29 protein-coding genes are annotated in these 23894 nt (G+C 42.0%); 10 read left to right on the forward strand and 19 right to left on the reverse strand.

All coding sequences use genetic code 11. The features are described 5' to 3' along the window. Positions 1 to 22 precede the first annotated feature (22 nt). On the reverse strand, positions 23 to 901 hold the full coding sequence (gene rsmI, locus V6259_RS02955) for a 16S rRNA (cytidine(1402)-2'-O)-methyltransferase (protein WP_341583258.1): 879 nt from the start codon (positions 899 to 901) through the stop codon (positions 23 to 25). An 11-nt stretch (positions 902 to 912) separates the two neighbouring features. Here rsmI and V6259_RS02960 point away from each other — a divergent pair, with 11 nt between their 5' ends. The 3 genes from V6259_RS02960 to V6259_RS02970 are packed head-to-tail and all read left to right on the forward strand — an operon-like array spanning position 913 to position 3693. Further along, complete coding sequence (locus V6259_RS02960) at positions 913 to 2760, forward strand: penicillin-binding protein activator (RefSeq protein ID WP_341583259.1); 1848 nt, start codon at positions 913 to 915, stop codon at positions 2758 to 2760. Beyond that, positions 2705 to 3094: a YraN family protein gene (locus V6259_RS02965; protein ID WP_133011172.1), complete on the forward strand. Its 390-nt coding sequence runs from the start codon at positions 2705 to 2707 to the stop codon at positions 3092 to 3094. Before V6259_RS02960 ends, V6259_RS02965 begins: the two co-directional genes overlap by 56 nt. Positions 3095 to 3099: 5 nt before the next feature. After that, on the forward strand, positions 3100 to 3693 hold the full coding sequence (locus V6259_RS02970; RefSeq protein ID WP_133011171.1) for an SIS domain-containing protein: 594 nt from the start codon (positions 3100 to 3102) through the stop codon (positions 3691 to 3693). An 87-nt stretch (positions 3694 to 3780) separates the two neighbouring features. Here V6259_RS02970 and V6259_RS02975 read toward each other — a convergent pair whose 3' ends face one another. From V6259_RS02975 to zapE, 8 genes are all read right to left on the reverse strand, one after another. Continuing rightward, positions 3781 to 4164, reverse strand: a complete 384-nt coding sequence (locus tag V6259_RS02975; RefSeq protein ID WP_341583260.1) for a ClpXP protease specificity-enhancing factor — start codon at positions 4162 to 4164, stop codon at positions 3781 to 3783. A gap of 184 nt (positions 4165 to 4348) precedes the next feature. Next, positions 4349 to 4981, reverse strand: coding sequence for a glutathione S-transferase N-terminal domain-containing protein (locus V6259_RS02980; protein WP_133011169.1), 633 nt, complete (start codon positions 4979 to 4981; stop codon positions 4349 to 4351). Between the two features lie 101 nt (positions 4982 to 5082). Further along, positions 5083 to 5853 carry a cytochrome c1 gene (locus V6259_RS02985; RefSeq protein ID WP_341583261.1) on the reverse strand — a complete coding sequence of 257 codons (771 nt, stop codon included), beginning with the start codon at positions 5851 to 5853 and terminating at the stop codon, positions 5083 to 5085. 3 nt (positions 5854 to 5856) lie between these two features. Further along, complete coding sequence (locus V6259_RS02990; protein WP_341583262.1) at positions 5857 to 7092, reverse strand: cytochrome b; 1236 nt, start codon at positions 7090 to 7092, stop codon at positions 5857 to 5859. Then, complete coding sequence (gene petA, locus V6259_RS02995) at positions 7092 to 7685, reverse strand: ubiquinol-cytochrome c reductase iron-sulfur subunit (protein ID WP_133011166.1); 594 nt, start codon at positions 7683 to 7685, stop codon at positions 7092 to 7094. Before petA ends, V6259_RS02990 begins: the two co-directional genes overlap by 1 nt. 238 nt (positions 7686 to 7923) lie before the next feature. Then, positions 7924 to 8316 carry a 30S ribosomal protein S9 gene (gene rpsI / locus V6259_RS03000; protein WP_133011165.1) on the reverse strand — a complete coding sequence of 131 codons (393 nt, stop codon included), beginning with the start codon at positions 8314 to 8316 and terminating at the stop codon, positions 7924 to 7926. Positions 8317 to 8330: 14 nt separating this feature from the next. Next, a complete protein-coding gene (rplM, locus tag V6259_RS03005) occupies positions 8331 to 8759 on the reverse strand; it encodes a 50S ribosomal protein L13 (protein WP_133011164.1) in 429 nt (142 codons plus the stop codon). Between the two features lie 151 nt (positions 8760 to 8910). Next, positions 8911 to 10011, reverse strand: a complete 1101-nt coding sequence (gene zapE, locus V6259_RS03010; protein WP_341583263.1) for a cell division protein ZapE — start codon at positions 10009 to 10011, stop codon at positions 8911 to 8913. 128 nt (positions 10012 to 10139) lie between these two features. Here zapE and V6259_RS03015 point away from each other — a divergent pair, with 128 nt between their 5' ends. Next, positions 10140 to 10586 (forward strand): ZapG family protein, encoded by a 447-nt coding sequence (locus tag V6259_RS03015; RefSeq protein ID WP_133011162.1) that lies wholly within the window; start codon positions 10140 to 10142, stop codon positions 10584 to 10586. A 55-nt stretch (positions 10587 to 10641) separates the two neighbouring features. Here V6259_RS03015 and V6259_RS03020 read toward each other — a convergent pair whose 3' ends face one another. Next, entirely contained in the window at positions 10642 to 11406 is a 765-nt protein-coding gene (locus tag V6259_RS03020) for a Nif3-like dinuclear metal center hexameric protein (protein ID WP_341583264.1), read from the reverse strand. A gap of 14 nt (positions 11407 to 11420) precedes the next feature. Here V6259_RS03020 and V6259_RS03025 point away from each other — a divergent pair, with 14 nt between their 5' ends. Next, a complete protein-coding gene (locus V6259_RS03025) occupies positions 11421 to 12488 on the forward strand; it encodes a S1C family serine protease (RefSeq protein ID WP_133011160.1) in 1068 nt (355 codons plus the stop codon). Here the strand turns inward: V6259_RS03025 and V6259_RS03030 are convergent. From V6259_RS03030 to V6259_RS03070, 9 genes are all read right to left on the reverse strand, one after another. Beyond that, a complete protein-coding gene (locus V6259_RS03030) occupies positions 12482 to 13036 on the reverse strand; it encodes a polyketide cyclase (protein ID WP_341583265.1) in 555 nt (184 codons plus the stop codon). The genes V6259_RS03025 and V6259_RS03030 overlap by 7 nt on opposite strands. Further along, positions 13029 to 14378, reverse strand: coding sequence for a histidinol dehydrogenase (gene hisD / locus V6259_RS03035; protein WP_341583266.1), 1350 nt, complete (start codon positions 14376 to 14378; stop codon positions 13029 to 13031). The genes V6259_RS03030 and hisD overlap by 8 nt, the downstream gene beginning before the upstream one ends. Continuing rightward, the gene (gene hisG / locus V6259_RS03040) at positions 14378 to 15022 is read right to left on the reverse strand and encodes an ATP phosphoribosyltransferase (protein ID WP_133011157.1); all 645 of its coding nucleotides are present in this window, start codon (positions 15020 to 15022) and stop codon (positions 14378 to 14380) included. The genes hisD and hisG overlap by 1 nt, the downstream gene beginning before the upstream one ends. Before the next feature lies 1 nt (position 15023). Then, positions 15024 to 16286 (reverse strand): UDP-N-acetylglucosamine 1-carboxyvinyltransferase, encoded by a 1263-nt coding sequence (murA, locus tag V6259_RS03045; RefSeq protein WP_133011156.1) that lies wholly within the window; start codon positions 16284 to 16286, stop codon positions 15024 to 15026. A 22-nt stretch (positions 16287 to 16308) separates the two neighbouring features. Next, positions 16309 to 16545 carry a BolA family protein gene (locus V6259_RS03050; RefSeq protein ID WP_133011155.1) on the reverse strand — a complete coding sequence of 79 codons (237 nt, stop codon included), beginning with the start codon at positions 16543 to 16545 and terminating at the stop codon, positions 16309 to 16311. Positions 16546 to 16745: 200 nt separating this feature from the next. Beyond that, positions 16746 to 17360, reverse strand: a complete 615-nt coding sequence (locus V6259_RS03055) for an MlaC/ttg2D family ABC transporter substrate-binding protein (RefSeq protein ID WP_341583267.1) — start codon at positions 17358 to 17360, stop codon at positions 16746 to 16748. Between the two features lie 11 nt (positions 17361 to 17371). Continuing rightward, complete coding sequence (gene mlaD, locus V6259_RS03060; protein WP_133011153.1) at positions 17372 to 17839, reverse strand: outer membrane lipid asymmetry maintenance protein MlaD; 468 nt, start codon at positions 17837 to 17839, stop codon at positions 17372 to 17374. 1 nt (position 17840) lies between these two features. Beyond that, on the reverse strand, positions 17841 to 18623 hold the full coding sequence (gene mlaE, locus V6259_RS03065; protein ID WP_133011152.1) for a lipid asymmetry maintenance ABC transporter permease subunit MlaE: 783 nt from the start codon (positions 18621 to 18623) through the stop codon (positions 17841 to 17843). Further along, positions 18623 to 19420, reverse strand: a complete 798-nt coding sequence (locus V6259_RS03070) for an ABC transporter ATP-binding protein (protein WP_341583268.1) — start codon at positions 19418 to 19420, stop codon at positions 18623 to 18625. Before V6259_RS03070 ends, mlaE begins: the two co-directional genes overlap by 1 nt. Positions 19421 to 19592: 172 nt before the next feature. Here V6259_RS03070 and V6259_RS03075 point away from each other — a divergent pair, with 172 nt between their 5' ends. The 5 genes from V6259_RS03075 (at position 19593) to V6259_RS03095 (ending at position 23891) form a co-directional block, all read left to right on the forward strand. After that, complete coding sequence (locus tag V6259_RS03075) at positions 19593 to 20555, forward strand: calcium/sodium antiporter (RefSeq protein WP_341583269.1); 963 nt, start codon at positions 19593 to 19595, stop codon at positions 20553 to 20555. Continuing rightward, the gene (gene lptC, locus V6259_RS03080) at positions 20555 to 21121 is read left to right on the forward strand and encodes an LPS export ABC transporter periplasmic protein LptC (RefSeq protein ID WP_133011149.1); all 567 of its coding nucleotides are present in this window, start codon (positions 20555 to 20557) and stop codon (positions 21119 to 21121) included. Before V6259_RS03075 ends, lptC begins: the two co-directional genes overlap by 1 nt. Further along, a complete protein-coding gene (lptA, locus tag V6259_RS03085; RefSeq protein WP_341583270.1) occupies positions 21105 to 21614 on the forward strand; it encodes a lipopolysaccharide transport periplasmic protein LptA in 510 nt (169 codons plus the stop codon). The genes lptC and lptA overlap by 17 nt, the downstream gene beginning before the upstream one ends. Beyond that, the gene (lptB, locus tag V6259_RS03090) at positions 21615 to 22340 is read left to right on the forward strand and encodes an LPS export ABC transporter ATP-binding protein (RefSeq protein ID WP_133011147.1); all 726 of its coding nucleotides are present in this window, start codon (positions 21615 to 21617) and stop codon (positions 22338 to 22340) included. It begins immediately after the preceding gene. A gap of 75 nt (positions 22341 to 22415) precedes the next feature. Beyond that, on the forward strand, positions 22416 to 23891 hold the full coding sequence (locus tag V6259_RS03095) for an RNA polymerase factor sigma-54 (protein WP_341583271.1): 1476 nt from the start codon (positions 22416 to 22418) through the stop codon (positions 23889 to 23891). The last annotated feature ends 3 nt before the right edge of the window (positions 23892 to 23894 follow it).

The following is a 23894-nucleotide window of genomic DNA, read 5'->3' on the forward strand; positions in this document are numbered from 1 at the left end:
AAATCAAGCCAAGTAGGTGTTATTAACCCTGCATTTCTAGTGCCATTTTATAAAGATAATTCTTCTTCTCACCCGTTAATTTAGCCGCCATTGCCGCGGCTTGCTTAACCGGTAAATCCTCTAACAAGATCCCCAAAATACGCTTGGCTTCGAGTTCTTTTTCATCACCACTTTCTTGCGTAAAACTCAGCATTACCACGAACTCGCCGCGCATTTGGTTCGCATCGACATCAAACATGGCGAGTATTTCCGCCGCCGTACCCGATAAAAAAGTTTCAAACGTCTTAGTAACTTCTCGAGCAAGTACCAATCTAGCATCGTCACCGTAGACACTCAAAACATCCTTAATTGAATCATAAATACGATGGGTTGATTCGTAAAATACTACGGTTCCCGCTTGCGTTTTCCATGAGTCAAACAAATCACAACGTGCTTTGGACTTCGCTGGTACAAAGCCTGCAAAAAAGAATTGGTCCGTCGGCAAACCTGAGGCACACAAAGCAGAAATCAAAGCACAAGCACCTGGTACAGGCGCAACAGTTAACCCACGAGCCCGCAAGAAGCTGACAATGTGATAACCTGGGTCAGAAATAAGCGGCGTTCCAGCATCCGACACTAAGGCCACGCTTTTGCCCTCTTCGAGCAAACTGGCGACGTACTCGGATTTGTCTTTTTCATTATGATCGTGGATCGAAAAAAGCTTCGCCTCGATACCAAAGTGATTCAATAGACGGCGCGTATGACGCGTGTCTTCTGCGGCAATATAGTCTACTTCCCGTAAAATCTTTTCAGCTCTTCTACTAAAATCATCAAGATTACCAATCGGAGTTGCAACTATGTATAGCGTGCCCCTCACATCATCTGAACTATGTGCTACCATACTGCCTCTTTTATCTGTCATTTTATGAGCTTATGAGCCTAATTAATCTCCGCATCATATCATTAACCGTCTGTGCATTGCTGCTAAGTGCTTGTAGCTCGACGAATTTAAATAGATCTCAGGACAATTTACCTCAGTACGCACCACCTGGAAGCCAAGAAAGTGGAGTGCCTGACAGTATTTATCATCCCTATAAAGCGCCAAAAGAATTAACAGACGCTTATGACAATGCCCTACAAAGTTATAAAGATGGCGATTACCTAAAAGCCCGAGACGCACTAGGTGATAAAATATTAACTACGCCTTCACGCATACAATTTAAAGCATTGTTACTAGCATCACTTATTGCAGCGAAGCGCGATGATCCAATGAGTGCAATGGATTTATTAGCCCAAGCTGAAGCACTACCATCCGCTAATGAAACTGAAAACCAAATACAAATAAGTGAAACAAAAGCCACTATTTTTGAACACACTGGCAATTGGTCAGAAGCCATAAAGCTACGCCTTTCTCTGGACGACACTTTAACTGGGGATAACAAAAAGCTTAATCAAGCTCAGCTATGGACATCGATCCAAAATCTGACAGATACGCAAGTACTAGAACTGAAGCAAGCCAACCTACCCAACCTCAACGGCTGGCTCACTATCAGTAATATTTTACGCAACCAAACGCTTTCCATAGAGCAACAACTTGTACAGTTTCAACAATGGCAAGGCCAACACCCAGAACACCCAGCTGCAATTAACCCGCCATTGGACTTCCAAGTTATTGCAAAATTAGGTGAAACACCGCCAACTAAAATCGTATTAATGTTGCCGATGAGTGGCAAACTGGAACGCGCTTCTCAAGCGATTATTAAAGGGTTTTTCTCCGCTTATTATCACCAAACAAACAAACGTGCTGACATCGCCATTGTTAACACCAATGATTATAAAGAAATAAGCGACGCCATAGCGGCAGCCAATCAACTGAATCCCGACGTGATTATTGGCCCTCTTAAAAAGAACAACGTTGCACGCATTAGCCAAATGAGCTTAGAGCATCCAGTCATTGCGTTAAATCAGCTTGAAAGTAATGCCAAGGTACAGAACCTATTTTATTTCTCACTCAGCTCGGAAGACGACATACATGAGCTAATTAGTTTTGCAAAACAAGCCGGGGCAAAAAAAGCCGCTATTTTAAGCACCCAAGACACCTGGGCATTACGGCAGAGTGATGAATTTCTTCAGACCGCACAAAAAGACAATATTAGTGTAACGGCTAACCTTTCATATAAGAACACATCAAGCGATCGCCAACGCGCCGTTCAAAAGCTCTTACTAATAAATGAAAGCAAGCAACGCATCGCTCAAATTGAAAATTGGACAGGTGAGAAAGCAGACAGTGTCGTAAGACCAAGACAAGATTTAGACTATATCTATTTTGTTGGCAAACTAAGCGAAGCAAAACAAGTTCGCCCTTTGCTGGATTATTACTTTGCTCAAAGCATTCCAATGCTGTCTAGCAGTACATTAAACGACACACCGCCCGAACAAAATATTAATTTTAGTGATATAGAGCGCATTATCTTTACAGAAATTCCCGCTATCGCACAAAAAAATAACACCCTAAATGAAGTGTCTACTGATCGCGACTCGAATATTTTGCGCCGCTTACACGCGCTAGGTGCCGACGCGTATTTACTCGCTAATCGCTTTCCTTTGTTTGTTCAGTTAAAGAGCACACGACTTTCTGCAAACACAGGCATTATTACTATGGATAAAAATGGTATATTTCATAAACGACCTGAGATTATGACTTACCAAAGAGGACATTTGGTTAATGCCATCAGTACCCAATTTTTTCACAAAGCAGAAACGAGCGACGCCCAAAAATAATGGAGAGAAGGCTGAAGAAGCAGCTGAGCTCTACTTGCAACAACAAGGGTTACGACTCATTGATAGAAATTATCATAGTCGTATGGGAGAAATTGATCTCATATTCCTAGATAATAAAACCTATGTTTTTGTTGAAGTACGTTTTCGTGCGAACGCATTTCATGGGAGTGCAGCTGAGAGCCTAAACCCCTCGAAACTGAGAAAAATCAGGCTCACAGCTGAGTATTGGCTACAAAAAAATAACAAATCAACAAGTGCCTGTCGTTTTGACGCCATATTGTTTGATCAAGAAATCGACACCCAACATTTAACCTGGCTTAAAGCAGTATTTTAACCATTATGGATTTTCAAGAAGCGATTTACACACAATTTGCTCAAAGCTTTGAAGCTCAACAACAAGCGTTGGAAAGCTTACCACCTTACATAGAACATGCTGCTCGAGTCCTCTTCTCAAGCATTGCTTCTGGTGGCAAGGTCATTTGCGTAGGCAACAGTACTGGTTCACATCTGGCTCAATACTTTAGTACGCTAATGCTGGATAGAATGGACAGAGAACGCCCAGGCTTGCCTGCGATAAACCTAAGCGGTGACGGCGCCGCCCTATTAGCCATTACCCATAGCGACAGCTATCACGATGTTTTTTCAAAGCAAATCACCGCCATTGGTAATCCTGGTGATGTTTTATTTGTCATCGCGAATAGAGGCAATACATCTCCCATTATTCAGGCCATTCAAGCGGCTCATGAGAGGAAAATGAGCATTGTCGCCCTGACGAGCCCAGAAGCTAAAAACGTGTCGTCACTCACATCACGTGACGACACGGAGATAAAGATAAATCTATTAGGCACAGCCCGTGTCCATGAGTGCCAAATAACCGTCATTCACACCTTAATCGACCTACTTGAACGCCAGTTATTTGGTTACGACGAATAAAAAAAGCCTGACATACGACCAAAAAAAAGAGCCTCATATCAAAATAAGGCTCTTTTCCTGAACAACGACAACCTGAGTTAACGTTACTTATTTTACGACTTTCAAAGTAAAGCCTTTTTTCTCTGATTTAAAGGGCGTAGGCGTAGAAGGTCCCTCAGGAAAGTCCTCCTCAGGAAACACAAAACCATCTCCATTTTCTTTAGCGTAAAGCGCTAATGCTGCTTTTATTGGCACATATACCTGCATAGGCTTACCACTAAAACGCGCTTCAAAAGACACCGCTTCTTTGTCCATAATTAAATGACGCACAGCAGACATACCAATGTTCAAAACAATCTGCCCGTCTTGCACAAACTCTGTTGGGAGAACCGCACCTTCATGGTTAGCATCAACCAAAAGGTAGGGTGTCATATCATTATCAGACACCCATTTGTAAGCAGCATCCAGTAAGTAAGATCTTTTCGGTAACATCATAACTCCTATTGTTTTAGCCTCAACGCATTACAGCTAAACCGATATTTTACACTTCGTTTTTTGAGCTTTTATAATCAATATAAACGCAGCCCTAATAGACCACCATCTCAAATAAATACCAAAATAAACGAACAAAAAAGGAGCCATAGAAGCTCCTTTTTTATATCAAATCATAGACAAATTAGTCTAGACGCATTTCTTCTTCGGCTTCAGATAAGCTCTCTTTAAATGACTCACGAGAGAATACTAATTCCATATACTTATGAAGAGCAGCAGCTTGGTCTTTTGGAATATCAACACCAAGTGATGGTAAACGCCACAAGATAGGCGCTAAACAACAATCAACAATCGTGAAATCATCACTCATGAAGTAAGGCTTTTCTTCAAAAATTGGCGATACGCTGATTAAGCCTTCACGCAATTCTTTTTGTGCTTGCGCAACCGCTTCTTTGTCTTTACTGGAAAGAATTAAATCTACCAATTTCGCCCAATCGCGCTGAATACGATACATATACAGACGACTTTCCGCGCGAGCAACTGGATAAACAGGCAGTAAAGGCGGATGAGGGAAACGCTCATCTAAATATTCCATCATTACGTTTGGCTCATAAAGAACCAAATCACGATCCACTAATGCTGGTAATTCATTGTATGGATTCACATCAGCCAATTCTGCAGGCTTATTGAATGAGTCCACATCAATGATGTCAACAGTAACGGCTTTTTCAGCCAGCACAATACGCACTCGATGGCTATAGTGATCTTCCCCATCAGAGAAAAACGTCATTGAGGAGCGCTTAGCAATAACACCCATGTAAAACCCCTATCTTAAAAACAACAAAAGCCCAAAAGGGCAAACTAATAAAATGGCCAATTAACTCATCTATTTTAAGACTCATTAATTAGACGCTAATTTTACGCAATATCTCGCCAAAACTCTTTTTTTAGCAGATAAGTAACGAATACAAATACACTAAGAAAAAGCAGTACCTTCAACCCAAGAGACTCCCTGTCCGATCGCGAAGGATCTGAAGCATAAGCCAGGAAATTCGCGACATCATAAGCCACTTGTTTAAATTCTTGATCTGTCAGTTGACCTTTTTTCACCCCATCAACAATATCACACTTTGAATAACTCGAATTAGTCAATGCAGAATACTTATTGCCTGAAGGTTTTGTTATACCTTGGCAACTCAGCACCCTCTCTCCTTGTAAATGCTCTAATACATTAGGCATCATTGAATCTGGAGAAAGCGCGTTATTCACATCATAAGGACGCGAACTATCCTGATAAAAACCTTGCAGATAACGGTACACCCAATCGGGGCTCCGTCGACCCGCTTCAAGCGATAAATCCGGCGGAATAACGCCAAACCAAGCTTTAGCATCTGCTTTTGTCATTGTCGATGTAATTTGGTCGCCCATTCTAGCATATTTTGGTAATAAATTTTCTTCAAATAATGACTTAGGAATACTTAAATCATCAGCAATACGACTATAACGCACATATTTAATTTGATGACAGCCCGAACAGTAATTTGAATAAATAGCCAAGCCTCTTTGTAGCGAAGCCTTATCGTCATAATTGGGCGTCATTTTCTTGTGCACCACATCCGTAGACAATGCTGCAGAAGCACTCAATATCAGTAAAAAGAAGACAATCACTCGCGACAAAAGATAGCTCATACACTAAACCCTTTCCGGTACAGGTTTGGTCGTTTCATATCGAGTGTACCAAGGCATCAGAAGAAAATAGGCAAAGTACAATAGAGCAAAAACTTGTGCGATCAAAGTAGAAGAAGCACTGACGGGCAGCATCCCAACGACACCCAAAACAAGAAAACTCAAGCAAAACAAGGCTAAGAAAATCTTACTCAAACACCCCTTATAACGTATTGATTTTACAGGGCTTTTATCCAGCCATGGCAAAGCAAACGGAATAATAACGGATGAAAACATAGCCAAGGCACCAATAAATTTAGCATCCAATCCAAAAAGAGAAAATGTCACCGCCCTTAAAATCGCATAAAAGGGCGTAAAATACCAAAGAGGCGAAATATGCTCTGGCGTATACAATCGGTTTGCAGGCTCTAGGTTTGCCTTCTCCAGAAAATAGCCCCCCACTGTGGGAAAAAAGAAAACGACCGTACAAAATAAAAATAGAAAAACACCAATTGCAAAAATATCTTTGCTTATAAAATAAGGATGAAATGGAATCGCATCTAATGGAATGCCATTTTCATCACGGTATTTTTTAACATCAACCCCCTTAGGGTTGTTTGAACCGACATGACGCAAGGTAGAAAGATGTAAAAAAACAAGCAACAAAAGCAATATAGGAAAAGCAATGACATGCAAAGCATAGAAACGATTTAACGTCACACCAGAAACAAAATAATCGCCCCTTACCCACTCTTGCAGGCCTACACCGACAACAGGAATACTTCCAAATATCGAGGTAATCACTTGAGCACCCCAATACGACATCTGCCCCCATGGAAGTAAGTAGCCAAGAAAAGCTTCAATCATAATAATAAAATAAAGCGTCATCCCAAACAGCCAAACCAACTCTCTTGGCTTTTGGTAGGAACCATACAGCAGACTACGCAGCACATGAACATACAACACAATGAACAATGCCGATGCGCCAGTCGTATGAAGATAGCGAATCAACCAGCCAAAATGCACATCTCGCATAATATACTGAATTGAAGCAAACGCTTTGTCAGGCGAAGGGTCATAACTCATGGCCAACCAAATCCCTGTCAGCAACTGATTCACTAACAGGAAAACAGCTAGCACACCAAAAACATACATAAAATTTAAATTTTTAGGTACGTAGTATTCAGAAAAGTGCTTTTTATACAGTGATTTAATCGGAAAACGCTCATCAATCCAATCGGACAATTGCTCAAAAAAAGCCATTAAACAGCCGCCTTTTGACTGATTCCGATTTCGATTATCGTATCATCTTTAAAAAAATAAGGAGGAACAAGGAGATTAGATTGAGCGGGGTAATTTTTATAAGCTCTTCCAGCCAGGTCAAACCTTGAACCATGGCACGGGCAAATAAAACCACCCCGCCATTTGTTATCCGAATCATCCGCACCAACATCTGGTCGATAGGTTGGAGAGCAACCGAGATGAGTGCAAATACCCACCAAAACAGATATTTCAGGCTTTATCGAACGGTATTCATTCTGTGCATAATCAGGCTGCTGATCTTTATTTGATAATGGATCGATAAGCTGCTTATCTAACGACGCTAAATCCGCTAAATTTTTAGCTGTCCTCCTTACAATCCAAATAGGCTGCCCTTGCCACTCAACCGTCATTTGCTGACCAAACTCTAACTTACTAATATCAACCTGAACTGGGGCTCCAGCGGCCCGACTCTTACGACTTGGCTGCCAAGAGGTGATAAATGGCGTAGCTATACCTGCCGCTCCAACCGCACTCAAGGCGCAAGTTGAACCGATAAGAAATTGACGACGCCCTTTATTCACTTCTGCTGCCATTGAATACACACCCTCTTCCAAAACCACTTCACACTAATATATCGTTATATTGAATCACCGATCGAAAAACCATAACTATTTTGCAAAGACTACACACAGTTAAACACATTCCACTTAATAAATACGCTGAACTCTATGGCTTCTAAATTTTCTAAATTTTCTAAATTTTCTAAATTTAAAATAAAAAAAACGCCTGGTGAATAAACACCAAGCGTTTTGATAAGTCTGAAAACGAAAATTAACGTTTTGAGAACTGAGGACGACGACGTGCTTTGCGTAGACCCACTTTTTTACGCTCAACTTCACGAGAGTCGCGAGTAACGAAACCGGCAGAACGTAGAGTGCGGCGTAGAGTTTCATCGTATTGCATCAATGCACGAGTGATACCGTGGCGAATCGCACCAGCTTGACCAGAAATACCACCACCTTTAACAGTGATGAAAACGTCAAATTTTTCAGTAGCGTTAACAAGTTCAAGAGGCTGACGAACAACCATCTGAGCCGTTTCACGACCGAAGTACTGAGAAAGCGAACGGTTGTTGATAACTAGGTTACCAGTACCGGCTTTAAGGAACACACGAGCGGTAGACGTTTTACGACGACCTGTACCGTAGTATTGAGTAGCTGACATAATGATCTTCCGTATTAAATGTTAAGGGCTAGAGGCTGTTGAGCAGCATGTGGATGCTCAGTACCAGCGTACACTTTCATTTTCTTGTGCATTGCGCGGCCCAAAGGACCTTTTGGCAACATACCTTTTACGGCGATTTCAAGAACGCGCTCAGGAGCGTGATCAATCAACTTCTCGAAATTCATAGAACGCAAGCCGCCTGGGTAACCAGTATGGCGGTAGTATTGTTTCGCAGCTGCTTTGTTACCAGAAACGTGAACTTTCTCAGCATTGATAACGACGATGTAATCGCCAGTGTCAACGTGTGGAGTATATTCCGCTTTATGCTTACCGCGTAAACGGCGTGCAATTTCAGTAGCCAAACGGCCTAGAGTTTTGCCTTCAGCATCAACCACGAACCAGTCGCGGCGAACTTCAGCAGGTTTAGCTGTAAAAGTTTTCATCAAAAAACCCTTTCAATACACGTGTTCAAGACACGCTATACCTATTATTATTGGTTATTAAACCGCTACGCAGCTCAATAACGTACACTTACCTTTAAAAAGGCGAGCGAAGTATATAACAACGCTCGTTAAGAAGAAAGCCAAAACACCGCTATGGGCGATGCTCAAGAGACAAATAGTCTTCAGATTGCATTTCTAACAACCGACTCACAGTACGGTCATACTCGAACGCTAATCTCGTGCCTGTGTAGATGTCTGGAATCGCGACCTCGGCGGTGATGATAACTTTTACATGACGATCGTAGAACTCATCAATCAAGTTGATAAATCGACGCGCCAAATCATCTCTACTAGAATCCATTTTCGGCAAGTTAGAAATTAATACCGTTGAATACAACTTAGCAATTTCAATATAGTCAACTTGACTACGAGGCCCGTCACACAAGGCATTGATATCAAACCAAGCCATTAAATCACAGCTTTTAATAAAAGGAATTTGACGACCCTCTATTGCAACACTGCCATTCTCTTCAACATGAGAAACATCTGAAATCAAACTCATAAAGCGCTCAGCCAAGGCCTCATTCGCTGCCGGTGTTAATGGATGATAATAAAGCTTGGCCTGTTTCAGCGTCCTTAGACGATAGTCAACACCACCATCTATATTCATCACCTTGGTATGCTTATTAACCAAATCAATCGCAGGTAGAAAGCGCGCACGCTGTAGGCCATTAGTGTATAGCCCATCTGGCTCAATATTCGACGTTGCGACCAGTGTCGTGCCATTTTTAAATAACACTTCTAACAAACCAGCTAAAATCATTGCATCGGTTATATCTGTGACAAAAAACTCATCAAAACAAAGCACCTGCGCCTTATCAGCAATTTGTTTGCCGACAATTTCTAATGGGTTTTTTACATGATCCAGCTTTCGCATCTCTTGATGCACCATTTGCATAAAACGATGAAAATGTAGGCGCATTTTCTTTTCAGTTGGCAGACAATCAAAAAAAGCATCCATTAAATAGGTTTTGCCACGCCCTACTCCACCCCAGAAATATAGCCCTTGCTCTACTTCAATCTCTTTCTTTTTACGAAATAAACCAAACAAGCCAGCAGAAGAAGGCTGATCTTGTTTCGCTACTAATCGATCAAACAAGTCCTGCAGTGCCTTTACTGCCTCTTCCTGCGCCGGATCATAATGAAAGTCATCTCTTTCTAAATCTTGTCTATATCGAGTAATAGGTGTCATCGTTGCTCTTTCGTTGCAATTAATTTATAAAATACATTCTAACAAATAGATGTTAAAACAACACCTAGCAAGGTGTTATCGTGGGAAGGATTTCGGCTATAATAACGTCTGATTTTTGGGAGAACATTATGAACTTGGAAGAATTCAATATTATCGTTTTTGTTACTGGGGCTATTGTCGGCATTGCTGCCACCCTCATATTGAAAAGTATTACATCAAAAAGCACAGAGAAAGATTCTTCCTCTAGCTCAATTACTATTAAGTCTCTTCAACAAGAGCTAGATAAAAAGCAGGTTATCATTGATAACTTTTTCTCAGACAGCAGCGAATATCTACTAACCGCTGAAAAGCGCCTAGCTGAATTAAGAAAAAACCTATCCGCTAGCGCAAGCCAACTAAGCCACATAGATATACCGGCTACAACAGTATCGCAAAATGCCATTGCGCATGATGATGAAATCACAGAACCCCCTAGAGATTATGCCCTAAAAGGGAAATCTGAACAGGGAATGTTAAGCGAAGATTTCGGACTAAAAAACAAATCAGAACCACTCGAACCAAATAGAGTGATTTAATAAAAAAGAGGCTTAATGATAAGCCTCTTTTTTTTGCCAATACTTTTCCCATAGATTAAGCTGGATTATCTATGTCTATAAACACAGCATCCATACCATGTTCATCTCTTAAAAAAGCCGCGATGGCTTGCGCACCAAAACGCTCTGTCGCATGATGACCCGCGGCAATAAAATGAATCCCAAGCTCACGAGCAAGATGAATCGTTTGCTCTGACACTTCTCCCGTAATAAAAACATCCGCACCAGCCTGATGAGCTTGCTCGATATAACCTTGCGCACCGCCAGTACAGAGCGCTACCGTTTTAATATGCTTATCAGACACCGCTTCAAGCAAAACACTTCTACCAACTGACTTTTCTACCAAACGCTTAAACGCCTCCACTGTTAACGCTTGATCAAGCTCTCCCACAACACCGATAGCTTCTTCCAACGGAAGGTTGGCCTGTAGCGGTCGACGCTTAGCAGACAAGCCCAACGCATTGGCCAAACCTGCGTTGTTGCCATACACAGGATGAGCGTCTAAGGGTAGATGGTAGCCAAATAAGCTAATGTCATTCTTAATTAAAGCAGACACTCGGCGATATTTTATTCCCGTTATTTCAGGCGCCTCATTTTTCCAGAAATAACCATGATGGACGACAATAGCATCTGCACCATACTCAATAGCCGCATCGATTAGCGCTTGACAGGCCGTTACACCGGTCACCACTCGCGTAATATTATTTTTCCCTTCCACCTGAAGGCCGTTGGGCGCATAATCCTTGAATCTGTGCGGGCTCAATGTAAGATCTAACAACTGTTTAAATTCACTTCTCAGCAAAACAACCTCTATCTATGAATCAGAAAAATCAGTGGACATCACCTATTATCGCCATACTACTTGGTACTTGTATAGGCCTCACCACACTACTTATCCAGGAAAAAACCAAGGTAGTGAGCAACAGCTATGCTGCCCCTGTGGAAAAAGCAGCGCCATCCGTCGTTAGCATTTACACCCAAGTATTACAAAAAAACGATCTCATTAATGATGGCATTTTAAAAGAAACCCCAGCCTCCCAGGATCTCAACCTAGGATCAGGCGTTATCGTTTCCAAAGATGGTTTAATTCTAACCAATCATCACGTCATCCAGAACGCACAGCGAATAATCGTAGGCCTAAACGATGATCGACAAGTTGAAGCAAAATTAATTGGCTCAGACCCTTCGACCGACCTTGCGGTATTAAAAATAAACATCCAAAACCTAACACCAATACAACTAGGCAATAGCGATTCAGTCTCTGTTGGTGATAAAACCCTCGCCATAGGAAACCCTTTTGGTATAGGTCAGACTGTTACGTTTGGCATCATCAGCGCCAAAGGGCGCAACAGTATTGGTTTAAACACCTATGAAAATTTCTTACAAACCGACGCCGCGATCAACCCCGGAAATTCTGGTGGCGCGCTCATCAATCTAAAAGGTGAATTAATTGGCATAAGCTCTGCTATATATTCCAGTAGCGGAGGCTCACAAGGCATTGGCTTTGCCATTCCAATTGATGACGCAGTACAAGTCATGTCGGATTTAGTGAAGAACGGAAGAGTCGTTAGAGCTTATTTAGGTATGGACGCAAAAAAAGTCACATCAGCACTAGCAAAAAGCCTAGCACTGCCTGTGGATCATGGACTACTTGTGAGCGAAGTAACAAAAGAAAGCCCTGCTGATAAAGCCGGCATTCAAATAGGGGATATCATAGTAAAAATCAATAACACCACCAGCGACAACCCGCTTAAAACAAGAAGCCGAATTGCCTCAATGAAGCCTGGCACCACCATATCCCTACTTGGTTTTAGAGGAAAACAATCATACCAGACCAGCATTACACTAGAGACACAACCCGCAATGCAAAGCATTGCCTATTGAGTCAATTCTACCTTTTCTTTTAAACGCTGAAGACTTGTTTCAAAATTGCGACCAGCAATTTTATTTGCAAAAAAAGCGAGATAAGGACTTAAAAAACCTGTTCTAAGCTTGCCGCTAATCTCCCAATCCACATTGGTACTTTTATTATCGCCGCTGATATAAATTGTGTTATGAACAACGTCAACATCTGGCTTTGGCTTAACATCAAAAGCGATTGAATTAGTGGTTACTGCCGTAAAAAACAATTCCCCCTGCGCCTTCGAGTCATCGTATGAGATTGTCGCCTTGTCACCTTGCTGGTAATCCCCTTGGCGCAAATCCACCTTACCACCACTGACAAACATCCAATCAGATAACGAGTCACCACCTAGCAAAGCCTTCACGACAGCATCATGGGGCTTATTAATTATAATACTGCGTTCTACACGATAGTCAGTAGGCAGAAAGAAACCAATCACAACCGCCGCCAAGATAACCAGAGCAGATATTCTGGTTATCTTTCTTAGCTGATATAACGCCTTAGGGTGAGAAGAACCTTTCTTACTCACCTGTCGCCTCCAACTCTTTTTCCTCAGTACCATTCACTTCAGACAAAATACGGTACTCAGCTGACATTGCATGCGCTTCAAGAGACTCTCCTCTTGCAAGTGGTGCTGCAATTTTAGCCAAGTCACTTGCACCCTGTGGAGAACAATTAATTATCGAGCTGCGCTTCTGAAAATCATAAACACCAAGCGGTGATGAAAAACGCGCAGTACCAGAGGTTGGCAAAACATGATTTGGCCCGGCACAGTAATCACCCAATGCCTCAGGTGTATGACGACCCATAAAGATAGCGCCAGCATGTCGAATTTTTTCAGACCATTTCTCAGGCTCATCAATTGATAATTCAAGATGTTCAGCAGCAACTATGTTCGCAATATCCATCGCTTCATCCATATCTTTTACATGGATAAAAGCACCTCGACCTTCTAAAGAAGCTTTAATAATCGCTTGGCGACTTTGCGTCTCGATCAAGCGCTCCATAGAGGCTTTCACCTCTTTAATAAAAGCCTTATCGGGAGAGATCAAAATTGATTGAGCGTCTTCATCGTGCTCAGCCTGTGAGAACAAATCCATGGCAATCCAATCTGGATTCGTCTTACCATCGCAAACAACCAGTATCTCTGACGGGCCAGCTATCATATCGATGCCAACCGCACCAAATACCATGCGCTTTGCTGTCGCCACAAAAATATTACCAGGGCCTACAATTTTATCTACTTTAGGCACAGTTTCAGTACCATAAGCGAGAGCCGCAACAGCTTGGGCACCCCCAATAGTAAAAACTCGATCAACCCCTGCAATGTAGGCTGCCGCCAACACTATGTCGTTGACAACATTATCTGGCGTAGGAACCACCATAACAATTTCGCCCACACCCGCAACTTTAGCAGGCATGACATTCATTAGCACAGAAGATGGGTACGCTGCCTTGCCACCAGGAACATAGACACCAACACGATCTAATGGCGTTACTTTTTGACCAAGCACAGTGCCATTAGACTCTTGATACTGCCATGAAGGTTGTTTTTGACGTTCATGGTAATCGTGAACTCGCTGAGCGGCTGCTTCAAGACTAACAATAAGCTCATCACTTACTCTTGCCTTTGCAAGTGCCATTTCCTCACGTGAAATCTCAAGCTCAGAGGCCGAAACAATCTGCCGACGATCAAAACGATTTGTAAACTCAACAACCGATTTATCGCCATTTTTACGCACTTGAGTAACGATATTAGCAACGCTTTCTTGCACAGAGATATCTGACACAGAATCCCAAGCAAGTAAGGCCTCTAGCTCAACTAAGAAACCTTCCGACTCCGTTGAAAACTCTCTAATATTTAAATTCACTACTTGCCCTCGCTATCTTCGACAGCACCACGCAACATTTCGATTATAGGTTCAATTTGAGCGAACTTCGTTTTATAAGCCGCTTTATTAACCACTAGGCGCGTACTAATGTCTGCAATAAATTCTCTTGGCTCTAATCCATTTGCTTTAAGCGTATTACCAGTATCTACAATATCCACAATCAGATCAGCCAAGCCCATAATTGGTGCCAATTCCATTGCACCATACAGCTTGATAACGTCAGCCTGTATACCTTGCTCAGCAAAATACGCCTTCGCAGTTTTAGTAAATTTAGAGGCCACTTTCAAACGGCGCTTTGGCATACCTTCACCAACAACCCCTGCTGTCATCAATCGGCACTTAGCAATCTTTAAATCTAATAATTCATATAGATTCTTAGTCGTCGCTTCCATCAAAACGTCTTTACCGGCCACACCAAAATCCGCTACACCATGTTCAACATAAGTAGGCACATCGGTTGCGCGTAGAATAACCAACTTAATATGCTCATGGTTAGTGTCAAAAATTAACTTTCGGCTTTTACTAATGTCTTCGGCTGGAACAATATTCGCTTTTTTTAACAAGGGTAAAGTTTCACCGAGAATTCGCCCTTTCGATAATGCTATCGTTAATGTTTTGCTCATTTTAATTTAAAACCCGTGAAATTTTTGCACCCAATGATCCGAATTTTTCTTCAATACATTCATAACCACGATCAATGTGGTAAATACGATCAATCTTTGTATCCCCCTCCGCGACTAACGCAGAAAGCACCAAGCTTGCAGACGCACGAAGGTCCGTCGCCATAACTGGCGCACCTTTCAAAGATTCACAGCCACGTACAATTGCCGTATTACCATTGACTTCAATATCCGCACCCATGCGCAACATTTCATCAACGTGCATAAAACGGTTTTCAAAGATGTTTTCAATCACTCGACCTACCCCTGTAGCAACCGAGTTCAGCGCAACAAATTGAGCCTGCATATCGGTTGGAAACGCTGGGTATGGCGCAGTACTAATGTTAACTGCGGTAGGACGACGTCCTTCCATATCCACTTCAATCCAATCCTCACCGCAGGTTACTTTTGCACCGGCTTCTTCTAATTTAGCAAGTACGGCTTCGAGAGACTTCACATTAGTATCAATCACTTTAACTTTGCCACCAGTAATCGCTGCAGCAACTAGAAAGGTGCCTGTTTCAATGCGATCCGGCATGACAGGATAAGTCGCACCGTGCAATGCTTCTACGCCATCAATGACAATCGTATCTGTTCCGTGACCTGTGATTTTAGCGCCCATAGCAATAAGGCATTCTGCCAAATCAACCACTTCGGGTTCTTTCGCTGAATTCTCTAAGATCGTTTGACCTTCCGCTAGCGTTGCTGCCATCAATAGATTTTCTGTTCCGGTGACGGTTACTTTATCGAAGAAAATACGTGCGCCCTTAAGACGACCATCGACACTTGCTACGATATCGCCACTCTCAACTGAAATAGTGGCACCCATCGCTTCTAAACCACGAAGATGAAGGTCGACAGGACGACTACCAATGGCGCAACCACCAGGCAGAGAGACGACGGCTTTACCAAAATGGCTCACTAATGGCCCAAGCACTAAAATAGAGGCGCGCATCGTTTTTACTAAATCATAAGGCGCTTCGCAGTTGTTTAACGTCGAAACATCTAACTGAACACTCATTTTTTCATCAACAACAACACCACACCCCATAGAACCAAGCAGTTCTAGCATGGTAGTAATATCATGAAGATGAGGTAGGTTTTTAATAGTAATTAATTCTTTCGTCAGCAATGTTGCCGCTAAAATAGGTAACGCCGCATTCTTCGCTCCAGAAGCACGAACGACACCATTCAATCTTGTACCACCGGTAATCAGTAGCTTATCCATATGTTTAATCTCTTTAAGTATTTTATAGCGCGCTGTTTTGTTCTGGCGTAAGAGTTTTCATTGTTACGGCATGAATAGCCCCACTGGATATTGCGTCATTTAGATGTGAATAAACCAGCTGCTGTCTTTTAACGGTAGACATACCTTCAAATTCAGAGGAGACAACAATAATTCGAAAGTTACACCCTTCACCTTCAGCCGTTACTTTGCAATCATTGATAGTAGATTCTAAAAGTGCTTTAACTTCGCTTGCGTTCACAATCGCTCCAATATTAAATATTCATAGATCCCATTATTCTACCTTAGTCGAAGCAACTTCTTAACACCCATTCACACAACTCATCGTAAAAAAATCATCTGTTTTGTCATTATCTCTGAGTCTTAAGGATTATTGCGACAAAAAAAATCCGAAGCAGGCTGACCTACTTCGGATATCTAATCATTGCCTATAAAAGCCCGCTAAGATTTCTTCTTAAGCGATTGCTCCCAGGCATCAATCGCAGAATCGATATTATTACGATTCTGCTGCATCATGACGGCAAATTGTTTTCTAAAGGTAAGCCCGAAGTTGATATTGTTAATGACAACATTGCTCAACTTCCAATCATCATTACCATAGTCTTCCATGTAAAAATTTAAGTTAAGAGGCGCGCCATCCCCCGTTTTAAAATCCACATCCACTTTAACTTCATCACCACTTCGTTGCGGACCTAATGGCAACACATTGATTTTATCAGGATCCAAATCCAGCAAAGATCCGCTGTAAGTCTTAAGCAAGGTATCTCGAGTCACGGTAACAAAACGTGATCGCTGATCTGGTGTTGCTCTTCGATAATACTTACCCATCACTTTTTTTGAAAAGTCATCAAAATTAATAACAGGTGTTAATATTTTATCGATTCGTTGAGACAATAATTCAGGATTCTTTGCCAACTGAGCTTTATCCGCAATAATTTCGGTACGAAAGGAATCAACCACACGAATAACCGTCTCACGAGCCGCCTCTTGACCTGCCCACACCGAAGATGAAATTAGCGCCCCCATCATCAGCATTACCTTTATTACTTTTGGCACATTCATTTCCTCTATTTATCTGAGCCACTGGTCTTATTAAATAAGAACTGGCTAATCAAGTTCTCTAATACAAGAGCAGATTGTGTATCACGAATTTCATCACCATTTTTCAGCATTTTATCTTCTGCACCAATGGAAATACCTAAATATTTTTCACCCAACAAACCGCTGGTCAAAATAGCTATCGAGCTGTCCTCAGGAATATTATTCACATCTGAATCAATACTCATGGTCACTTTAGCCATATAAAGTTTTTTGTCATAAGAGATTGAATCAACACTACCGACGGTCACACCCGCAATGGTGACCTTGGCACGATCGCTTAAACCACCAATATCATCAAATCGTGCAACAACATGGTACGAATCCTTTTTACTATTAAACCCAAGCCCACTCACTTGCACTGCTAAGTAAACAAATGCCAACAAGCCCAATACAATAAAACTTCCCACTAATAACTCAGCGCGCTTACTTCTCATCCTAAAAATCTCCAAACATCGCAGCGGTTAACACAAAATCCAATGCCAAAACGGCCAATGAGCCCAACACGACCGTTCTAGTAGTCGCCTTACCAATTCCTTCCGATGTAGGAACGCATTCATAACCCTGATAAACCGCAATCCAAGTGATAGCAACGGCAAACACTAGGGCCTTTATTAAACCATTAAGTATGTCTGTATCAAAATTAACCGACTGCTGCATCAAGGACCAAAAAGAGCCATCACTAACACCAAGCCAACCAACAGAAACTAACAAGCCGCCAATAATACCTGCGGCTGAAAACACCATACTAAGCAAAGGAAGACAGATTACCCCGGCAATAAATCGTGGGGCAATAACTCGGCGTAACGGGTCAACACCCATCATCTCATAACTAGACAACTGCTCAGTGGCCTTCATCAAACCGATTTCTGCCGTTAATGAAGACCCAGCACGACCAGCAAATAACAATGCAGTGACAACAGGTCCCAACTCTCTCAACAAAGACAAAGCCAACAGTTGGCCAACCGAGTCCTCAGAGCCAAATTTAGCCAAAACACTGTAACCTTGAAGCGATAACACCATCCCAATAAACGTTCCTGAGACAACAATAATCACGAATGACAAGACACCAACAGAATAAAGTTGACGCACCAAAAGGTTAACAGATTCACCAAAACGAACAGGAACTCTAAAAATACTTTGAGCAATAAAAATACCAGCTCGACCAATCGCTTCAAGCCAGTCGAAAAACCATGCCCCTAAGGCAATCAAACTTTTCATTACCGCTTTCCTCCATGGTCCGACATTGTATCTTCAGGATAATTAAATGGCACTGGACCATCTGGTTCACCATGTAAAAACTGCTTCACCTGCGCATTTTGTGACGCACGAATTTCTTCAGGCGTTCCTTCTGCAATCACGCGACCACCCGCCATAATGCACACATGATCGGCGATAGATAAAGATTCTTCTACGTCGTGAGAAACTAAAACAGAAGTAATTCCTGCTGAAGCGTTTAACTTACGTATCAACTCAACCAATACACCTTTCGAAATAGGATCTTGTCCAGCAAATGGCTCATCGAACATTACCAACTCAGGATCAAGAGCAATGGCTCGCGCCAGCGCAACACGCCTTGCCATCCCACCAGACAGCTCAGACGGCTTTAAATAAGCCGCTCCACGCAAACCCACACTATGAAGTTTTTCTAAAACAATCTCTTTAATTTTCGCAGCAGAAAACTTAGTGTGTTCCTCTAATGGAAAAGCGACATTTTCAAACACACTCATATCACTGAATAGAGCACCACTTTGAAATAACATGCCGATTTTTTCTCGAACCTTATATAATGCCGATCGAGATAATTCATCCACATTCTGTCCGTCCACAGTAATTGTTCCACTGTCGGGAGATAATTGAGCACCAATGAGCCGCAACAAGGTTGTCTTACCGGTACCGCTTGGCCCCATTACTGCAGTGATTTTTCCCCTAGGAATAACTAGAGTTACATCATCAAAAATCACCCTATCCCCTCTAGAGAAGCGAAGATTCTGCACTTTTATATACACATCTAGCACTTATTCACCTTTCCAGTCCTGATTAAAGTATTGAAGAATAGTACCACCCACCTGTCGCAAAGAGAATCACGCTTCATACAGAATCGAATTTGTTTCAAAGATCAAGTCTTGAATTTCACCCGTAAACCTCATTAAATGGGGCATCATTTTATTTACGAGTAAATTCAAGGTTATGCTGCTGTTTTCCGCTGCTCTTATTGCAGGTCTAATCCTGCTAATCATTAGTTCTGATAAATTCATTGAACACGCTGCTCTTGTTGCAGAAAAGCTCAATGTAAACCCTATGGTCATTGGCGTTACACTGGTCGCATTTGGCACGTCAGCCCCTGAAATGGTGGTATCCACCATGGCGGCCCTCGATAACGCTCCGGAAATTGCCATCGGCAATGTACTAGGGTCGAACATCGCGAATGTTGCACTCGTATTTGGCGTAACCTTATTGTTTTCTGCGATTCCGATCTCGAAAGGCTTAATCACGAAAGAAGTGCCACTGGTTATTGGCATAACATTATTAACGGGGTGGTTGCTGCATGATAGTTACCTCAGTTTTTACGATGGTGTTATTCTTCTTATCGCATTCGCTTTCATATTGTTTACTTTATTACGCGGCAGCAAGAACTTAGAAAGCCAATTGAAAGAGGAACTACCAGAAAATGACGGTGACTCGGTCGCAAAATCTTTGATCATATCCTTAATTGGCTTAGTCGTATTAATCGGCAGTTCTAAACTACTTATTTGGGGGGCTGTTGGCATCGCCAAAGGACTTGGCGTTAGTGAGCTAGTTATCGGCCTTACCATAGTCGCTGTAGGAACAAGTCTTCCAGAGCTCGCCGCCTCTATCAGTAGCGTTCGCAAAGGGTTACATTCTATTGCAATAGGCAATATCATTGGCTCAAATATCTTCAACCTAGCCACCGTATTGCCAATTCCTGGCTTAATATCACCAGGCGCTATAGATCCAAATGCATCCGGACGAGATTACTACTGGGTTCTTGGGCTTACTCTAGCGCTTTCCATACTTATTTTTGTCTTTGGAAAATCCAAAAAGGCAACCATCCCAAGATGGATTGGCATCCCTTTAATTGGATCCTATATTGCCTACTTACTTCTCATTAGCTTTGGAAGTACTGTCTAATGATTCAACTCAACGCAAAATACACCGTACTTGGCGTCATTGTGATCGCTCTGGCCTCTGGCGTTTTTTTTGCTGACACCCCTTTAACTAAAAATCTGGTGGCGACTCAAAAGCTCAGCAGCACGCCAGATTATTTCATCACCAATATCAAAGCAAAAGAATATGATCAAAATGGCGCATTACAAGAGACGCTAACGGCAACACAAGCTCTGCACTACAATCAAGAATCTCGCACCTTGCTAGACAATCCGACAATTCAGCGACATGACTCAGCTGGGGCTTGGAATGCAAAAGGGAAAAAAGGAGTAATAGAGGACGGTAGTCATGATATCCTATTAACAGATGACGCTGTCGCTGTTAAACAATTTTCAGATTCTCCTGATATCACCCTTAACGCAGACAGCATTCATTATTTGGATGACAAGCAATCATTAACAAGCAGCGGTAACGCCACCCTTTATTCAACGCAAGGCAAAACTACCGCAAAAACAATTACTACCTACATTAATTCAGAAGAAGTCGTGATGACAGGATCTGTACGAGGACAGTATGAAACAACTCATTAACATTAGCGCGCTACTGGCCGGACTCATAATTAGCCAGCACGCACTTGCACTGCCTGATGACTTAAGCAAACCGCTGACGATACAGTCTAACGAAGCATTTTTAGACCAAAAAACTGGCATAGCGACTTATAAAGGTGATGTTTTTGTTAAACAAGGATCCATTGAGATACAAGCTCAATTCCTGAAAGTAACAACGGATCCTAAAACACGCAAATTCAGCAAATTGGTAGCCACAGGCAAGCCTGCAAAATTTAGCCAACAAATTGATTGGAATGGCAACATGATGATCAGTCGAGGTGAGCAAATTAACTATGAAGTTACCAGCTCAACATTAGACATATCAGGCAATGCTTACCTCAATAGAATGGATGATAAAATCACAGCAGATCATATTCTATACCACATAGACACTGGCACCTTTAACGCTAAGAAACAAGGTTCTGGCCGAGTATCCATGACACTACAACCAGCAGATGACAAAAAAGAGAAATAGATGGCCCTGTTAGAAGCTAGAAACCTTGCTAAAAGCTACAAAAAAAGACAAGTCGTTAAAGATGTCTCCATTTCTGTTGAATCAGGACAAGCTGTTGGACTACTTGGGCCAAATGGTGCAGGCAAAACAACGTGCTTTTATATGATAGTGGGCATGGTGTCTAACGACGCTGGCGGCATTTTTATTGACGGTCATGACATCACCAAAAACGCTATGCATACTCGCGCCCAAAAAGGTATCGGCTACCTACCGCAAGAAGCTTCAATTTTTAGAAAAATGTCCGTTGAAGACAATATTTATGCCATTTTAGAAACACGCAAAGAATTATCCAAAGAGCAAAAGCACGAAAGATTAGAAACATTATTAAATGAATTTCATGTCACCCATATTCGTAGCAACCTAGGCATGGCACTATCAGGCGGCGAAAGACGTCGCGTTGAAATAGCTCGCGCGTTGGCAATGAACCCTAAGTTCATTCTTTTGGATGAACCTTTTGCTGGTGTTGATCCCATCTCTGTCGGCGACATCAAATTAATCATAAAACACTTACAAGAAAGCGGCATAGGTGTTTTGATTACAGACCACAATGTACGAGAAACGCTGGATATTTGCGACAAGGCTTATATCGTTGGTAATGGAAAAATCATTGCTTCAGGTGATGCCCAAACAGTCATAAACAATGAACAAGTAAAAAAGGTTTATTTAGGCGACGACTTCCGCCTATAGCCCCTTATCTTTGCAGCCGAAAGGGAGTAGTATGCATAACTCGTTCCAATTTTCTCTTATTAGAAGTGTTTCTTTATGAAGCAGTCCTTGCAACTAAAAATCGGTCAACAACTGACCATGACGCCTCAGCTGCAACAAGCCATTCGGTTGCTGCAGCTTTCTACGTTAGATCTGAAACAAGAAATTCATGAATTTCTAGAGTCAAATCCTCTATTAGAAATAGACGATGATGACTATGCCAGTTCAGAAGCACCGACAAGAGAACAACAAGAAGCAAACGATAAGAAAGTTGAAGCGAGCTCAAGCGAAGAAGCTCGTGTCGAATCGGAGTGGACCGACAGCATCCCTGAAGAGCTATCTATCGACAGCAACTGGGACGACACCTTTCAAAACTCAGCGGCCGCGGTTACTTCTAGCACAAACTATGAAGGCGAAAGCGACTATGAGAGCCGTAATGCTCCCTCAGAAAGCATTCAAGACCATCTAATTTGGCAACTCAATTTAACGCACATGTCAGACCGAGACATTGAAATCGCTTACGCAATTATCGAGTGCGTCCAATCTGATGGCTATTTGAGCATTACAGCGGAAGATATATGGGAATCGCTCTCCAGCGAACTAGAAGACTTAGAACTTGACGAAGTAATGGCGGTGCAGCATAGACTCCAACGCTTTGATCCTGTTGGCGTTTGCTCAACCGACTTACGCGATTGCTTATTAGTCCAACTAGAAGCCTTTCGCGACCACCCACTGTACAAAAGCACTTACAATTTAGTCGATAATTATTTACCTCTGCTGGGTAATCGTGATTTTGTACAATTAAGTCGAAAAACAAAACTCAAAGAAGAATCATTAAAAGAAGTGGTTGAGTTAATTCAACAACTTAATCCACGTCCAGGTTCTATTATTGATTCCGATGACACAGATTATGTAATACCTGACGTATCTGTTAAAAAAATAAATAACACTTGGCAAGTCGAACTAAACAATGACGCCCTTCCACCTGTCAAAATTAATGAAACCTACTCTGCAATGGCAAGCACTGCGTCCACCTCAGAAGACGCAACATACATAAAGAATTCATTGCAAGAAGCCAAATGGTTCATGAAAAGTCTGCAAAGCCGCAACGAAACACTATTAAAAGTGACTAGCTGTATCGTTAAACGTCAAATTGATTTTTTCGAATTAGGCGAAGAAGCCATGAAACCCATGGTGTTGCATGATGTAGCTGAAGAAGTAGGCATGCACGAATCTACTATTTCGCGAGTTACTACGCATAAATACATGCACACACCTAAAGGCATATTTGAACTAAAATATTTCTTCTCTAGCCATGTAAACACCGCCTCAGGTGGCGAATGCTCTTCTACTGCAATAAGAGCCATGATTAAAAAATTAGTACTGGAAGAACCGGCTAAAAAACCGCTAAGTGACAATAAACTGGCCACCGTTTTAGCCGACCAAGGCATACAGGTAGCACGACGTACTGTGGCAAAATACCGCGAGGCAATGAATATTCCTCCTTCAAATGAACGAAAACGATTGATCTAATAC

Source organism: Marinomonas sp. TI.3.20 (assembly GCF_038155025.1).
GTDB classification, from domain to species: domain Bacteria; phylum Pseudomonadota; class Gammaproteobacteria; order Pseudomonadales; family Marinomonadaceae; genus Marinomonas; species Marinomonas flavescens.

Coding starts and splice junctions, on each gene's coding strand:
- mlaD (WP_133011153.1), bottom strand. CDS start 17,839: ATGAGAAGTAAGCGCGCTGAGTTATTAGTGGGAAGTTTTATTGTATTG.
- lptA (WP_341583270.1), top strand. CDS start 21,105: ATGAAACAACTCATTAACATTAGCGCGCTACTGGCCGGACTCATAATT.
- V6259_RS02965 (WP_133011172.1), top strand. CDS start 2,705: ATGCCATCAGTACCCAATTTTTTCACAAAGCAGAAACGAGCGACGCCC.
- V6259_RS03025 (WP_133011160.1), top strand. CDS start 11,421: ATGAATCAGAAAAATCAGTGGACATCACCTATTATCGCCATACTACTT.
- V6259_RS02975 (WP_341583260.1), bottom strand. CDS start 4,164: ATGTTACCGAAAAGATCTTACTTACTGGATGCTGCTTACAAATGGGTG.
- lptC (WP_133011149.1), top strand. CDS start 20,555: ATGATTCAACTCAACGCAAAATACACCGTACTTGGCGTCATTGTGATC.
- petA (WP_133011166.1), bottom strand. CDS start 7,685: ATGGCAGCAGAAGTGAATAAAGGGCGTCGTCAATTTCTTATCGGTTCA.
- V6259_RS03015 (WP_133011162.1), top strand. CDS start 10,140: ATGAACTTGGAAGAATTCAATATTATCGTTTTTGTTACTGGGGCTATT.
- V6259_RS03075 (WP_341583269.1), top strand. CDS start 19,593: ATGCTGCTGTTTTCCGCTGCTCTTATTGCAGGTCTAATCCTGCTAATC.
- V6259_RS02960 (WP_341583259.1), top strand. CDS start 913: ATGAGCCTAATTAATCTCCGCATCATATCATTAACCGTCTGTGCATTG.
- lptB (WP_133011147.1), top strand. CDS start 21,615: ATGGCCCTGTTAGAAGCTAGAAACCTTGCTAAAAGCTACAAAAAAAGA.
- rpsI (WP_133011165.1), bottom strand. CDS start 8,316: ATGTCAGCTACTCAATACTACGGTACAGGTCGTCGTAAAACGTCTACC.
- murA (WP_133011156.1), bottom strand. CDS start 16,286: ATGGATAAGCTACTGATTACCGGTGGTACAAGATTGAATGGTGTCGTT.
- mlaE (WP_133011152.1), bottom strand. CDS start 18,623: ATGAAAAGTTTGATTGCCTTAGGGGCATGGTTTTTCGACTGGCTTGAA.
- V6259_RS02990 (WP_341583262.1), bottom strand. CDS start 7,092: ATGGCTTTTTTTGAGCAATTGTCCGATTGGATTGATGAGCGTTTTCCG.
- zapE (WP_341583263.1), bottom strand. CDS start 10,011: ATGACACCTATTACTCGATATAGACAAGATTTAGAAAGAGATGACTTT.
- V6259_RS02970 (WP_133011171.1), top strand. CDS start 3,100: ATGGATTTTCAAGAAGCGATTTACACACAATTTGCTCAAAGCTTTGAA.
- V6259_RS03095 (WP_341583271.1), top strand. CDS start 22,416: ATGAAGCAGTCCTTGCAACTAAAAATCGGTCAACAACTGACCATGACG.
- hisG (WP_133011157.1), bottom strand. CDS start 15,022: ATGAGCAAAACATTAACGATAGCATTATCGAAAGGGCGAATTCTCGGT.
- V6259_RS02980 (WP_133011169.1), bottom strand. CDS start 4,981: ATGGGTGTTATTGCTAAGCGCTCCTCAATGACGTTTTTCTCTGATGGG.
- rplM (WP_133011164.1), bottom strand. CDS start 8,759: ATGAAAACTTTTACAGCTAAACCTGCTGAAGTTCGCCGCGACTGGTTC.
- rsmI (WP_341583258.1), bottom strand. CDS start 901: ATGACAGATAAAAGAGGCAGTATGGTAGCACATAGTTCAGATGATGTG.
- V6259_RS02985 (WP_341583261.1), bottom strand. CDS start 5,853: ATGAGCTATCTTTTGTCGCGAGTGATTGTCTTCTTTTTACTGATATTG.